The organism is Pseudoalteromonas sp. 1CM17D, from assembly GCF_023161805.1.
In the GTDB taxonomy this organism is placed as follows: Bacteria; Pseudomonadota; Gammaproteobacteria; order Enterobacterales; family Alteromonadaceae; genus Pseudoalteromonas; species Pseudoalteromonas atlantica.
This window is the reverse complement of sequence record NZ_JALNTP010000001.1, coordinates 12,144-27,574: the sequence shown is the minus strand read 5'-3', so window position 1 is coordinate 27,574 and position 15,431 is coordinate 12,144. Positions and strand designations below refer to the sequence as shown.

At 41.1% G+C, this 15,431-nt stretch carries 10 protein-coding genes; 4 read left to right on the top strand and 6 right to left on the bottom strand.

Annotated elements, in window-relative coordinates:
• The first annotated feature begins 32 nt into the window (after window positions 1-32).
• The 3 genes from MSC25_RS00110 (at window position 33) to MSC25_RS00100 (ending at window position 4,561) form a co-directional block, all read left to right on the top strand.
• Entirely contained in the window at window positions 33-2,402 is a 2,370-nt protein-coding gene (locus MSC25_RS00110) for a GGDEF domain-containing protein (protein ID WP_248441942.1), read from the top strand.
• A gap of 455 nt (window positions 2,403-2,857) precedes the next feature.
• Window positions 2,858-3,745 carry a LysR substrate-binding domain-containing protein gene (locus MSC25_RS00105; RefSeq protein ID WP_004588141.1) on the top strand — a complete coding sequence of 296 codons (888 nt, stop codon included), beginning with the start codon at window positions 2,858-2,860 and terminating at the stop codon, window positions 3,743-3,745.
• Window positions 3,746-3,796: 51 nt separating this feature from the next.
• On the top strand, window positions 3,797-4,561 hold the full coding sequence (locus MSC25_RS00100) for a YdcF family protein (RefSeq protein WP_248441941.1): 765 nt from the start codon (window positions 3,797-3,799) through the stop codon (window positions 4,559-4,561).
• Between the two features lie 11 nt (window positions 4,562-4,572).
• Here MSC25_RS00100 and MSC25_RS00095 read toward each other — a convergent pair whose 3' ends face one another.
• Window positions 4,573-5,325, bottom strand: coding sequence for a Nif3-like dinuclear metal center hexameric protein (locus MSC25_RS00095; protein WP_248441940.1), 753 nt, complete (start codon window positions 5,323-5,325; stop codon window positions 4,573-4,575).
• 150 nt (window positions 5,326-5,475) lie between these two features.
• Here MSC25_RS00095 and MSC25_RS00090 point away from each other — a divergent pair, with 150 nt between their 5' ends.
• Window positions 5,476-5,844, top strand: a complete 369-nt coding sequence (locus MSC25_RS00090) for a hypothetical protein (protein WP_004588144.1) — start codon at window positions 5,476-5,478, stop codon at window positions 5,842-5,844.
• Between the two features lie 141 nt (window positions 5,845-5,985).
• On the opposite strand, the gene MSC25_RS00085 is transcribed toward MSC25_RS00090, so the two are convergent.
• From MSC25_RS00085 to MSC25_RS00065, 5 genes are all read right to left on the bottom strand, one after another.
• A complete protein-coding gene (locus tag MSC25_RS00085) occupies window positions 5,986-9,162 on the bottom strand; it encodes an amidohydrolase family protein (protein ID WP_248441939.1) in 3,177 nt (1,058 codons plus the stop codon).
• 97 nt (window positions 9,163-9,259) lie between these two features.
• The gene (locus tag MSC25_RS00080) at window positions 9,260-10,084 is read right to left on the bottom strand and encodes a M90 family metallopeptidase (RefSeq protein ID WP_248441938.1); all 825 of its coding nucleotides are present in this window, start codon (window positions 10,082-10,084) and stop codon (window positions 9,260-9,262) included.
• A 58-nt stretch (window positions 10,085-10,142) separates the two neighbouring features.
• Window positions 10,143-13,031, bottom strand: a complete 2,889-nt coding sequence (locus tag MSC25_RS00075) for a two-component regulator propeller domain-containing protein (RefSeq protein WP_348983523.1) — start codon at window positions 13,029-13,031, stop codon at window positions 10,143-10,145.
• Between the two features lie 355 nt (window positions 13,032-13,386).
• Window positions 13,387-14,025: a chloramphenicol acetyltransferase gene (locus MSC25_RS00070; RefSeq protein WP_128581605.1), complete on the bottom strand. Its 639-nt coding sequence runs from the start codon at window positions 14,023-14,025 to the stop codon at window positions 13,387-13,389.
• A 156-nt stretch (window positions 14,026-14,181) separates the two neighbouring features.
• A complete protein-coding gene (locus tag MSC25_RS00065; protein ID WP_024033350.1) occupies window positions 14,182-15,222 on the bottom strand; it encodes a Glu/Leu/Phe/Val dehydrogenase in 1,041 nt (346 codons plus the stop codon).
• Between the last annotated feature and the right edge of the window lie 209 nt (window positions 15,223-15,431).

The window sequence follows — 15,431 nt, the reverse complement described above, 5'->3', positions numbered from 1 at the left end:
GCTAATACAAATAAAAAGAATAAAATTACCCTATGTCGAATCATATCGATACCTATAAAGCGCTCGAAGTTAAAACTGAACAGCTGAGCATAATAAATCAGTTTTCCTCAAGCTTATTACAACTCGATACCCTAGAAGAGTTATTTGAGTATGTAACCACTCAAGTAGTAAACCGCCTTGGGTTTGTTGATTGTGTTATTTACCTGGCTGATGAAACACGTTTACAGCTAAATCAAGTCGCTTCTATGGGCATAACCAACGCCAGAGACGAATACCAAGCAGAGCGTAAAATTATTGGCTTTAACGAAGGTATAACCGGTTATGTTGCCCGCACAGGCACAGCTATTATTATTGGCGATGTAACGCAAGACCCTCGCTACATTGCTGATGAACGCCCTGCTCAATCAGAGTTATGTGTGCCACTTATATACAAGGATCATGTTTTAGGGGTTATTGATTGTGAACATCCAATAAAAAACTACTTCACAAACGCCCATCTAGAAATATTAACCACGGTTGCGCATTTATTAAGTGCTAAGCTAAACCAAGTAAACACGGTCAATAGCTTAACGCACACAGTAAAACAGTTAAATGATGCGCAAAAGCTTGAAAACAGCTTACTGCAAATCGCTAATTTAACGTATAAAGCCAGTAACCTAGATACCTTTTTTGAAGCTCTTCACAGCATAATAAATAGCTTACTTCCTGCAGATAACTTTTTTATTGCCCTTTACGATAAGCAAGTAGACATACTCGATTTGGTTTACATCGTTGAAGAAGGCATTCAAACGCACGCACACAAAAAAATATCAAAAGAGCAATTAAAAGACACAGCTTCGTATTACCTACTAAAATCAGACCGTGTACTGCTATTAAATCAAAACGATTATCAGCAACATATAAATAACGGCGACTTTAAACTTGTTGGCCGTCTTTCTGAATCCTGGCTAGGTGTGCCTTTTAAAGCAAATGATAGAATAAGCGGTGTAATTGTTGTTCAAAGTTACGATAAAAAGCTGCATTACAACGAACACGACAGCGCCCTTTTAACCTACGTAAGTAGGCAAATTAGTATGGCCATAGATAGGCAGCTTGCAAGGCAAGAGCTTGAACACAAAGCATTGCATGATGAGCTAACAGGCCTCGCTAATCGCTCGTTACTTATTGAGCGTATTAAACATGCAATTTTGCGTTTATCGCGTGTTAAAAAAGGCACGAGCCACGCCTTGCTTTATTTAGATTTTGATCGATTTAAAAGTATTAATGATTCGCTTGGCCATGAGGTTGGCGATCACTTTTTAATTAAAATTTGTGAGCTCATAAAAGGCACCGTAAGAAACACCGATACGTTTGCACGCCTTGGTGGCGACGAATTTGCTATTTTTATGGAAAACATCACGCACCGAAACCAGGTTAGCGAAGCGCTAAAACGAATAAACACAGCCCTTGCTAAGCCACTTAATGTGGATAGTCATTTATTGCAAGCATCAACCAGCATTGGCATCGCCTTTAGTGAAAGCAGCGACGATAAAGCCTATTTGTTATTACAGCAAGCCGATGCCGCTATGTACGAAGCTAAATCAAGCGGGCGTGGCCAAGTTAAGTTTTTTAATAACACCATGCGTAAAAAGCTCAAAACACATGCCGATATAGAAAACGACTTACAACACGGCATTGAACACAACGAATTTGAGCTTTATTTTCAACCTATTTTTACTATAGCGACAAGTGAAGTTGTCGGCTTTGAGGCATTAGTGAGATGGCACCATCCTAAAAAAGGGTTTGTGCCACCAAATGAGTTTATTCCGATAGCCGAAACCACCGGGCAAATTATTAACCTCGATTTGCACTTGCTTGACCTCGCTGCACAACATATTGCGCACTGGCACACATTAGGGCATCGCTTTTTAAAAGTAACGGTCAATGTGTCATCGCGTCATTTTGCCAGTCTCGACTTTGTTGCCCAAGTTCACGCATTATATAATAAATACCAACTGCCTTTAGGGTCGTTATGTTTAGAAATCACTGAATCAGGGCTTATTGCTAACCTTGATTTAGCAACCCAAATAATAGAAGGGCTAGCCCCACTTAAAGTGAAGTTATGCTTAGATGACTTTGGTACTGGATACTCAGCACTTGGTTACTTACACCAATTACCTATTCATATTTTAAAAATAGATAAAAGCTTTATCGATCACCTCAACAAAACCAATAACCCGTTAGTAGAGGCCATTCTCTCATTAGCGCAGTCACTAAACTTTGAAGTTGTGGCTGAGGGAATCGAAACCCAAGAGCAACTAAATATTTTACAAGCCACTCAATGTAACTACGGTCAAGGCTTTTTAAAGTCAAAACCGGTTACAGCACAACACGCCATTAAGCTTATCCACAAACCCCTGTAGTAGCTGTTATCCAAAGGCTTACTTTTTCACAACCAAAAAGGTGTAAAAAGTAAGCCCCGTAATACCCATTCGTTTATTTAAGCGCTCAGATTTGAAGTAATAAAAACATGTTGTTGCTGTTTAAGCTTTAGCCCATTAAAAACAGACCTGTTATTACGCGTTGTGATAATTCCTTATCCCTCTTAAAAACCAGTGCCTTTTATTAAGCTGCCCTGCCCATAACGCTGCTTTAAACAGCCGCTGTATAACCCAACAAAACAACTTGAGCTAAACTCATGCCAAACTCATCAAACCAGTAGTAACTAAAGAACCCACATTAGTTAATTTAACTTTAAGGGATTATTTTAGTAATTAATAGATTGTTTTAGCCATCTAGACGTTGAAACGTTTTTTGTAAAGGCGTAGTATGTAGTCAATCTGAGCCAAACTCACTTTTCCCTTGAGAATTATTAAAGATGATTGATATAAAACACCTTAAAACTATTGCGACATTAAAAGACACCGGATCGTTAGTTAATACAGCCCGCGAATTATTTTTAACGCAATCAGCTTTATCTCATCAAATTAAAGACTTAGAAAACAAATTAGATTGCCAATTATTTGAAAGAAAAACGCAGCCTGTGCGCTTTACGCCACAAGGAATGCTATTACTCGAACTTGCCAACGAAGTTTTACCTAAAGTAGAAGCCACTAAGTGCCGTTTAAAAGAAAGCCTTAATCAACCTATTTCCCAACTGCGCTTAAGTGTTGAATGCCATGCGTGTTTTCATTGGCTGCTTCCTACTATTAAAGAATTTAATAATTTTTGGCCAGACATTAAAATTGACTACGAACGCGGCTTTAGCTACGACGCTATACCAGATTTACTCAACGATGAGCTCGACTTAGTATTGACCTCAGATATACGCGATCCTGATAAACTTGAATACGCTCACTTATTTGATTTTAAATTAAAGCTTATCGTCGCCCCTGATCACGACCTAGCTAAAAAAGCATATGTAACGGCGCTTGATTTAAAAAACGAAACCATTATTTCGTATCCTATTCCGCGCGAGCGACAAGATATATTTAAACACTTTATTCAAAATGCCCGCTTTGACGGCACCTTAAAAAATGTAGATCAAGGCTTATTAATTTTTCAGCTAGTGAGTGCAGGAATGGGTGTAGCAGCGCTGCCTGATTGGTTGGTAACACCTTACGAAAGCCAAGGTTTAATTAAATCTATCCCGCTTGGTGCACTAGGGCTAACCCGCCCTATGTACCTAGCAATGAAAAAAGACATGAAAGACAACCCCGTTTATCGCCATTTTTTAAATACCTGTAAGCAAAATAACGGTCGATAAATCACAAACGAATAAGTAACATAAGGCCTATTGTGTTTTATGTTGCTTGTTATGTTTGAATTAAAAAAATTATTAGGTGGCTTAATTATGCCGCTACCACTATTTGGTTTACTTGCGTTTGTAATGCTAGTGTTGGCGTTTCGTGCACGTAAGTCTGCTTTAGTAATCGCAAGCTTAAGTCTATTGGCGCTTTTAGTATTAAGTACGCCGTTTGCTGCGCATCAACTGATTAAAAACAATGAGCCCGCGTCATTGGCTTTTAATGCACTAAAACACCCAACCCTTGATAAAATTGTTGTACTGGGTTGCGACATAAACCCTAACCCCGCTTTAAGCGCTAATAATCAGCTAGGAAATTGTGCGCTTACTCGCTTGGTAGAAGGGGTTAAGCTTGCAAAAAAATACCCTAATGCAACGCTTATCGTATCTGGCGGTGGCTATGGCAAAGTAACCAATAGCGCGTTAATGAGCCAAACAGCAATAAATTTAGGGGTGAATAACAACCGTATAAAACAAAACCCACAGGCAATGGATACAGCCGCAGAAGCCAAACTACTCGCGCCTAAGCTCGTTGATTTTAAGGTTGCACTGGTTACGTCTGTGCTACATATGCCGCGCTCAATAAACCTGTTTAATGCCCAAGGCATTGAGGTAATTCCTGCCGCTACGGATTATCACAATTTTGCGGCTTTAACTTTGTATAAACAATTTATACCAAATGCTGCGGCATTACGTGTAGTAACGCAATATGCCCATGAAGTGATTGGGAATGCGTGGATAAGTATGCGCCGCTGGATAAACCCAGAGGCGCTGTAGAGTATATAAATTTATACTGGGTTATCTATATCTATAAAGCTCACATCAAAACCATGTTCTTTGGCAAGTAGCTCACCAAGGGCTTTAATTCCGTAACGCTCGGTTGCATGATGCCCTGCTGCAAAAAAGTCTATATTTTGCTCTCGCGAGCTGTGAATAGTTTGCTCTGAGGCTTCACCCGTTAGGTATGCATCAATCCCCTGCTCTGCTGCTAAATCTATATAACCTTGCCCGCCTCCTGTACACAAGGCAATGGAGTTAATTTTTTCATCGCGTACAACACTACTTAAAGGCTCGCGGTTTAAAACTTTGGCTATTTTATTTGCAAACTCGCTACCTGTAAGCGGAGTTTTTAACCGTCCTTTCACAGCAACGCTATTAGTAATGGGTTCAAGCCCTGTCTCTATTTCAATATCGAGCAAATTAGCAAGCTGGGCGTTGTTACCTATAACAGGGTGAATATCAAGCGGTAAATGATAGGCAAATAAATTAATATCGTGCGCTAACAAAGCCCCAATACGGCGTTTTTTCATGCCTGTAATAGGTTGCGATTCACCTTTCCAAAAATAACCATGGTGAACCAAAACAGCATCGGCTTTTTTTTCTATCGCTGCATCAATGAGTGCTTGGCTTGCAGTCACCCCCGTAACAATCGTTCTGATTTCATTTTTACCTTCGACTTGCAGCCCATTAGGACAAAAATCTTTAATTGTGTGAGGCTTTAAAATGTCGTTTAACAGTTGGTTAAATTCTCTACGTTGCATACTTATTACCTTACTCAGCACTGAATTTTGTGCAAATTTTGGCGTTTATGGGGCTAAAATGGAAGGAAAATCGCAAAAAATTGAAAAACAGTTGGAAAATAGGTATAAATACGGCTTCTTTATCTGTGTTCACAACGTATAGGGTCTCTGATGAGCAAACTAGACAAAACAGAAGTTTTATCTGCCTTTGAAGCTGCATATGAAGCTGCCAATGGTAAAAAACCTGAAATTACTACAAAACCTGGCTGGTACAGCATCGATGGTGGCAAAAACTTACGCCTAGCTGATGTAGCAGAGCTAACGAAAGAATTAAGCTCTGGCAAATCGCCTGCACAAGCTGAGCAAAAAGCGCCTGCGAAAAAAACTAAAACTAAAGCTGCTGCGCCTGTTAAAGCACAAAAAACAGCGCCGTTTACTGTTGTAACACAAAGCGAAGACGGCTACACAGCTGAAGAGCTTTGGATTGTTGAGCTTGCAAGTAAAGATCACGACTGTCGCTTACCGCGCGGTGTTGTTTAAACAACATGTGATTAATAAAAAAGCCGCGTTAAGCGGTTTTTTTGTGCCTGTTTATCACCTTCTATCAATTCGCTTTATTAAATAATTTATTTTTAGCTAAAAAAAAGCGGCTAATAGCCGCTTTTTAAACGTGTATTACAATTATAGCTTTTCAAAATAAAGTGGTTTTCGCTGCTTTTTACCCACTTCGTTCATTGTGCTTGCATCAAATAAGCGCCCATTGATCATGGTGTAATCGACTTTATCTGAATCGCGAATATTTTTCAGCGGATCGCCATCAATAACAATTAAATCGGCAAGCTTACCTACTTCTAGCGAGCCTATATTTTTATCAAGCCCCAAGTATTTAGCAGGGTCAAGCGTAGAGGCTCTAATTGCTTCAAGTGAACTCATACCGCCTTGTGCAAACATCCACATTTCCCAATGTGCACCTAAACCCTCGCGTTGTCCGTGAGCACCTAAATTTACCAGTACGCCTAAATCTTGCAGCTCTTTAGCAACGCGAGCGTTATTAAAGTGGTTATAGTGATGATCGGGCGCTTTTACTCGGCGCATAGCACGTGGCAACAGCTGATTTTTAGGCACAAACTTACTTAAACGCGGGTGATTCCACACGTCCGTTTTATCGTACCAGTAATTTTCTCCCCAAATTCCGCCATAGGCGACAACAAGCGTTGGGGTATAACCAACATCACTTTGCGACCATAATTGTTTTATATCATCGTAAATATGCTCAACCGGAATTGAGTGTTCAATTCCCGTATGCCCATCAACAACCATACTTAAGTTATGTTGTAGCAGTGAGCCGCCCTCTGGCACAACCATCATCTCAAGCTCACGCCCTGCTTCAATAACTTGTTGGCGCTGCTCACGGCGTGGCTGGTTATACGATTTAACACTAAACGCCCCAACCTTTTTAAGACGCTCTAAATGAAATTTAGCATCATCTAGCGAATCAATATGCGAGGTGTAACCAGGCATATTTGCTCCATATAAAATGGTGCCGGTAGAAAAAATACGTGGCCCGACAATCATGCCGGCTTTTTGCATTTCACTGGCGGTAAATATTTCAGAGGTATCGTTTGATGGATCATGAATTGTTGTGACACCTAACGCTAAACCAGCATAGTTTTTCCAGTTTTGCTGAGGAATAATTTCATCGCTGGCTTGTGAGCCATGGGCATGCGCATCAACAATCCCTGGCATAATTGTTTTACCTGCTACATCGATAATTTCAGCCCCTTTGGGGATCGTTACCTCATCAGCAGTACCCATTGCTTTTATGCGTTTACCGTCTGTGATGATGACACCATTTTCAATGACTTGCTCACCCTTCATGGTAATAATGTTGGCGCCCTTTAGCGCAATCATGCCCTTTGGTGCAGCCATTTTTTTACTAAAGCTAATATTCTCACCGCTTTTTACTTTAAAGTCGGCATCATCGGCTTTATCAATAGCAAACATACCATCAAGGCTTGCATGGTATAGCTCGGGCCCTAAGCTCCAGTAGAGAGTGTTACTTTGAGCACTCCAACTTATATTTTCACCCGCACGCACAGACAACTGCTCAATAGGAAACTGGTTATCTTTAGGGCTTATTGTGATAGGTGAGCCGCTTTCTACCAGCGGGGTAACAAATACTTTAAAGCGCTCAGCAAACGCTAAGTATTTACCATCTGGTGAGACTCGAAATTCAGTCGCATGCTCTGATTCGTAAAGCTTACGAACGTTTTTAGTTTCAAGCTCCACAACACTTAGGGTAGGCTTAGGCCAAGGGCTCATGATAAATACACGATCATTGGCGCTACCAAACTGAGGTTGATACCCACTTTTAGAAATAAGCTCGCTCTCCCCCCCTTTTGCACTTACTTTATAAATACCTGGGTTAAGTGACCACTTAGGATTTAAAATACTTCCGCCGGTGGCTTTACGATAAACGATTGTTTTGCCGTCAGGACTAAAAGTAGGCTCAACGTATTTACCCGGCTCGCGAGTTATCGCCTCGCCGCGCCCGCTACGAGCAGAGACAACGCGAACAGTACCTTGCTTAGTATCACTCCAGGTGGTGTAAACAATCTTTTTACCATCGCGGGAGTACTGCGGGAACAGCTCATAATGATCAGTTTGTTTGGTTAAGCGCTTAATTTTACCAGAGTCTAAATCGCGTTTATAAATATAACCTAATGCTTCAAAAATCGCAGTTTCACCATCGGGGCTAACCTGCACGTTGCGCAACATTTTTACATCAAACTCATCGGTATCTAAATTTTGAGTAAAGCGTACCGCGGTTTGTATTTTTTTACTGGTGTTTACTTTAAAGGGAACACGCGCAACAGCTTTATCATCAACAGCAATTTTATGTATCGAACCGGAAGCCCAAAACACCAGCTCTTCGTTATCTGGGGTCCACGCAATGGTCGGATACACACCATGAATAGCCCAAGTTTCTTGCATATCGCGTTCAAGCTTGTCATAAAGCTTGGTGTGCTCGCCACTGGTTAGGTCGTATAAGTACAAGCTTGTTTGAAAGTCATCACGTCTTATATAGGCAAGCTTTTTACCATCAGGTGAAGGTGTGGGTCTTATCGCACCGCCCATGCCTTGTATTATGGTTTCTATTTCGCCTGTTTCTCTATCGTAGCGCTTAATTTTATAAATACCGGCAACAGAATCTTTAGAGTAGTGAAAAGTTTTACCTGGCGTCGCGTCATGAGAAAAATAAACATAGCGGCCATCTGGTGAGAACATTGGCTCACCTAAGTCTTTTTGGTCGTTCTCACGTTTAGTAAGCTGAACACCTTTACCACCCGCTTTGTGATAAAGCCACACTTCTCCAGCCCCTAGTGAGCGACTAGCGGTAAAGTGTTTGCGTGCGACAAGGTAATCGCCATCAGGGCTCCATGCGGGGCTGTTTAAAAGTCTAAAGGTTTCGTTAGTCACAGCGTGTTGATTGCTACCATCAACGTCCATTACCCAAATATTATCACCACCGCCTTGATCTGAGGTAAACGCAATGTGTTTACCATCGGGGCTAAAGCGAGGCTGCATTTGCCAAGCAATATCTGAGGTGAGTTTAGTTGCTTCACCTCCGCTTATAGGCATAGTGTAAATGTCGCCAAGTAAGTCAAACACCAGCGTGTTGCCATCAGGACTAACATCAATGTTCATCCATGTGCCTTGCTCTGTGCTAATGGTTGCATCTACAAACTCACCTTTTGGTGAGTCTACCTGCCACTTTTCTTGCTCTTCGTTTGCGTGCGGCTGACCTATTGCAAGGGCGACTGATAAAGCCAGTGCAGTGTGAAGCATTTTTTTCATGCATTTCTCGCTTGTTATTATTGCAGTTAAACTCTCTAACACGATTGCAACAAAAACAGCGCTAACTTGCCAGCGTTATCAGACCAAGTACCAAAAATTAATGCCAAACTATGGAGTCAAATTGGTAGTAATCCACCAGCATTCTATAAATTTCAGGGTCGTGCTGCCTAAGCTGCGCCGGCTTTTCTAAAAAGGTCTCTGTGAGTACTGCAAAAAACTCAGCCTCGTTGGTGGCCCCATAACTATGAATAACGTGAGGCATGTTATAAGCAACATGACTTTTTAACTGCACAAAGGCACGGCTAAACACTCGGGCCCACTCTTTATAAGCATTGGGGTTTTTTAATAATGGAGTGCCAGTGGTTTTTCCGGTTTCTTGGTCTAACTGGTGGGCAAATTCATGAAACACTAAATTATGGCCATCGCTTGGTAAACGGTTGCCTTCAAGTACATCGTGCCAACTTAGCACTAACGTGCCACCAGGCCACGACTCACCTAAGCGTACCGCGTTGTGGTAACTAACCAGCCCAGCACTATCTCGTGTAGATTGCGGCGCATAATACGCACTGGGGTAGAGTAAAATTTCTTTCACGTTTTTATAAAGTGGCCAAGGTTTATTTAGCACTAACACACAGGCATCGGCAGCAACTATCAGCTTCATGGCGGGGGTTAGCTTTAGTCCGTCTCGGCCTAAAAAGCGCTTTTCATTTAAAAACCATATTATGTGGCGCTCAAGCTTGGCTCTGTCGTTATCCGTCATCTTTTTATAGATAGGCATGCAACGAAGGAGTATTTCTTTTTGTTGAGAGTTTAAAACCGCGTTTTTATATTTTTTATTCCAAAGCCAGTTTTGTAGTGCCTGCCAGCGCCAATAAATTACAACAAAAATAGCCAAAGCAAAAATGAGTAGCCCGTTTATCATGGGGACATCCAAAATAAGTTAGTCTCTTATTAATATGTGCGCATGCACTCATTTTCAATCAGATAATTTCTGTGCAATTTCGTCCGCTATTTTTAGCTTTGTATAATGCTTGATCTGCCCGCGATAAAAGGCGGTCGTAATCACCGACGTTGGTTGAGTCAGACAAGCCAAAACTGGCTGTTACACTTAATCCCTCACCAATGGCCGAAAAGTCATGCTGTGCAATGCTCTCGCGCAGTGCTTCGCATATGATTTTTGCTTCGCTGGCGGTTTTATCTGCAAAAACTATTGTAAACTCTTCACCGCCCCACCGTGCTATATGCTGGTTTTCTTGGCAGCCATTTTTAAGCAGCTCTGCAATAGTACAAATCACTTTGTCACCAATAATATGCGACCAGTTATCGTTAATCCGCTTAAAGTGATCAATATCCAGTATAGCTATGGCTAGCGGCCGGTTTTGCTGTTTGTAAGTGGCAAAGTTATGGGCAAGCCAGCTATCAAAAGCACGCCTGTTAGGCATGTCGGTAAGTTGGTCGTGCGTTGCTTGGTATGCAAACGCATTGGCTTGCGTTTGTAGGTCTTGGGTTTGCTTTTCTACGCGATTAGTCAGCTCGATTTCTATTTTTTTGTAGTGGTATAGACGGTATTTGTATATAGCAAAAATAACCATTAAAAATAATACAAATACTGCAAACTTAAATTGCGGTTTTTGCCAAAAAAAAGACTGAATTACAATATTTACAGCTTGCTGATTATCTTGCCACTGTGCGTTAGGGTAACTTGCTCGTACCATAAAGGTATATTCCCCAGGCGGTAAGTTAGTGTACTCAGCACCGGTCATATGTTGGCGATTAACCCATTTATCGTTAAAGCCCTTTAATTGGGTTTGAAAATTTAATCGCTGCGGCATAATAAAGCTCAGCCCTGCATAATGAAACGATAAACGAGAAACCCCCGGAGGCAAAAATACCGACTCCCCTTCAAGCGGAAGCGCAATAGGCTTACCATCTACAAAAATATTTTCAATAATGGTCGGCAGCGCAATTTGCGTTGATGCTTGTAAGCGCGCTGGTTTTACGGTACTCACCCCCTTTGCGGTTGCAAACCAAATACTCCCATCGTTATGCGTTACAGCCGAAGGGGTTGAACCTCCATTAGCCTGTGCACTTAACATACCATCGCCTTCATCATACAGTTGATAGTTGAGCACGGGTGCTTTAGCGCTCGCGGGAGCGTCGAGGATTTGCTGTATATGATTTTTATCGATTTGAATAATTCCGCGGTTGCTCGAGAGCCAAAATGAGCCATTGTGCGGCACCACTTGAAATAGTTTATCGATAGGTAAACCTTGCTCTAAGCCAAGCATGGCCATTTTTCCGCTTGTTAGCTCATAGCGTACTAAGCCTCTATCTGTGGCCATCCAAGTATAGGTATCATCAATATGAAACCCAAACGCATATTGCGCAGAAAACTCACGGGGGAATTCAACCGTTGTAAATTGCTCACTAACAATATCAAATACCACCACCCCATTGCCGGTACCTACCCAAATATTGCCCGCGTTATCTTCACTAAGTGCAAGTACAAACCCACTTGGTAAGTCTTTTTTATTTGTAAATTGATTTAAGCTGCCATCTTCATTGATACGCGTAAGCCCCATAGCAGAGCCTATCCACAAACGGTTTTTAGAATCAAATAATAAAGCCCTTACTTCGTTACTCCCAAGGCCAGTGCTACGATTAATAAACGGCGCAAAGGTATTATTAACTATTTTTAAAACACCTGAGGTATACGTACCTGCCCACACACTACCATCGGGTGCTTCGTGTAAACTGAGCACAGAATAAGGACTGCTTTGTTTAGAGCCTGAAACCAAGGTAGCGCGATTATTTTTTATTATATTTAAGCCAGAGCTTCCCCCCACCCATAAACTGCCATCGGAGTGAGAAAGCACTGTGCGGGTATAATCCCCTGCTAAACCTCTTTTTTGGGTCCACGATGAAAACGGCGACTCACGCAGGCGAAACAATCCGGCGTTTGTGCCAATCCAAATACTGTTTTCTCTATCTTGTAACAAAGATAAAATACGGTTGGCGGGTAATCCGTTATTGGCATCTAACTGCTCTACGCCATCAGGCGATAACCTAAACACCCCTTTATTAATTGTGCCAAACCATAAGTCTCCATGGTTATCTTCTAGTAAGCTGGAAATAGATTCATTGCTAAGCTTTTCATGTATTGGCTGAAACTGCGCCTTGGTTTTGATCCACGCGCCTTTTTCGCTTCCCACAATAAGCGAGCCACCACGGGTAATTAATAAGTTATAGACAGGTGCATTTGGTAAACCAAAGTGTGGTGTCATCAAGGTCGGTATTTTGTTGTGTATTTTATAAAGGCCTGCACTGGTTGCTGCCCAAATAACCCCATCGTGATCTTCTATAACCCGATAAGCACTCACATTTTTAATAATTGCAAGGTCGGTATCGCTGTTATGTTCACGATAAAACACGCCGTCGTTTTCAAGAGCTAACCATAGGCTTTGATCAGCACTTTCAATTAAATGATTAACCATGGTTGATGCTGATCGCTTGGTATCCCACTGCCTATGTTGATATAAGCTAATTCCTCCGCGCGACCCCGCTATGTATAACCCACCACTATTTGTGGGAGTGAGTGCCCTTAAACCCGAGTCGGGTAAGTTATTAATATGAGCACGGGTTAATATTGTAAACTCTTGGCCATTAAAACGTGCCAAACCTTCCCATGTAGCAACCCATAAGTAGCCATCTTGGGTTTGCGTAACGCTATTAATACTGTTGTGTGGCAATCCAGAGCGGGTATTCCATGTTTCAGAAAAATAATCACTTAACGGTAAACGGGTTTGCTCTTGGGCTTCACATAAAAACATGACGAAAAAAGAACATATAATGCTTAATTGTCTCATCATCAACTGCCTTAGTTATTCTTTTACTTGTGTGTAAGCGTTTTATCGTTATTTAAAAGGAGTAGGAAAGAATTTACTTGGCACTGAGCACACCAAAATTGTGCGCTCCAACAAAGCGTTAAAATCCCTATACGCATTGGGTGAATACACTAGGGTTTGTTTAAGCGCTAAAAGCGCGTTAATTAAAACTAAACAATAGCGTAAACAACTAATAATACGTGCTAAAAAGCACCTTAAATAAGTCGCTAAAACTTAATGTCGTAAACGTATCAGCTAATCGTTACAAATTAACTTATATCGCCTATCTAACTAAAAATACTACCATAGCAAATAAATACATTGCATTAACTAAATTCAATTAATCTTTACAAAAGTCGTCAATATTGTTTTGTAATACGTTTATAAACGCTGCGACGTGTAAACCGTCCATTAGCGAATGATGCACATCAATCGAAAACGGCATCAGGCCCGTGGTTTTATCGTAATGACCAAACACAAATTTAGGAATACCTAAACTTTTTCCTTCACTAAAGGCATGCGAAAAACTACTAAAATTAAGCCAAGGTAAAACCGATATATGTATCAAATCGGCCTGCCCTTCGGTTTGATTAAACGCCTGAGAAAATAACGGTTGAGATTTAGCATTGGCGCTTATAGCTGTGGCGTGCTGAGCAAATTCTTCGAGGCAAGGCGAATAATTAAAGTAACTAAATATAAACGAATCATCGCTAGCAAGCTCGACCACACTGGCTCTTACTTGCTTTAAGCGCCATGGACGGTCATTAATAATTCTTAGCATAATCGGGTTATAAGCGTGGCAAGCTTTTAATGTGGCATGCACATATGCTTGAAAAAAAGACAGTTTATTTTGTTTACAATATTCAAATAAAGGCTTGGCGTTAAGTGTTACGCACACATTAAAATATGGCTGGGTAAAGTTTTTAAATAATTCGAAGTGTTGTTGGCGAGGCCATGTATCAAGGTCGATGGGCTCCATTAAGGCGTTTGTATCAGTCATAATATCCATAAACTTGTCGTTAACGATTAGGCCGCATTGCCTTAAGGGTCTTGGCCACAAAAAATTACCACGCCATAGAGTATAAACAAAAAAGGCGTACCACTGTACGCCTTAGTTTAAATAAACGGGGTAAATTTACAGGCCGTTTTGAATTATCTCTTGCGCTAACTCATCGGCAATCAAATGCGTTGATTTTTGCTCTTTTTCACTACGGGTGAATATTTCGGTTAAGGTATCAAAAATACCTTCAACATGTTTATTAGACGCCGCCTCACTGTAGCCTTGTGGTGCAGTTTCGTAATACACATTAATAATGCCACCAGCGTTAATAACGTAATCGGGTGCATACAATATACCTTTTTCACGAAGTACTTCACCGTGACGAGACTGCGCTAGCTGATTATTAGCACACCCAGCAATAATGGTTGCCTTAATACGTGCAATGGTTTCATCATTAATGGTGGCACCTAATGCACAAGGTGCGTATACATCAACATCAAGGTCGTAAATTTCATCAATACCCACCGCCGTAGCGCCAAAGTCATTTACTACACGCTCTACAGCATCTTGATTGATATCTGTTACAAATAATTTTGCACCAGCTTGGGCTAAATGCTTACATAAACCATAGGCGACTGCACCTAAACCTTGTACAGCCACTTTAATGCCCGCAAAATCTTGATGTCCGCGTTGGTGCTGTAATGCCGCTTTAATTCCTAAAAACGTACCGTAAGCTGTAAAAGGTGACGGGTTACCGCTTTTCCCTTCCAAGCCCAACACATAATTCGTTTCTTTATTCATTAATGCAACGTCATCACATGTAATGTTTACATCTTCGGCAGAGTAGTAACGGCCATTCAATCGCTCTAATTGACGACCAAAAGCTCGAAATAACTGCTCTGATTTAATCTCTTTTGCATTGCCAATAATAACCGATTTACCACCACCAAACGGTAGGCGAGCAACCGCATTTTTATAGGTCATCCCTTTTGAGAGACGTAAAACATCGTAAACGGCATCTTCATCGTTGGCATAGTCCCACATTCTACAACCACCAACAGCAGGGCCAAGGTTAGTATTATGTACGGCAATAATTGCTTTTAAACCTGACGCTTCGTCAGAACAAAAAACCACTTGTTCGTGGTTATCAAATTCAGCTTGATTAAACACAGCCACTGTAATTACTCCAAAATAGTTTACCCGTGAGAGGGATGAGCGCTGGAAATTGACGAAACTTTACCACTTCATTTTTAAGGGTGCCACATAATGAGAAGTTAAACCCGAAAAAAGCGAGCATTGTGAATTAATAAATCTAAATAGCAATAAAAAATGGATATAAAATTCAACAAAAGGCATATAAATTAAGTTTAAAGCTAACAACACCG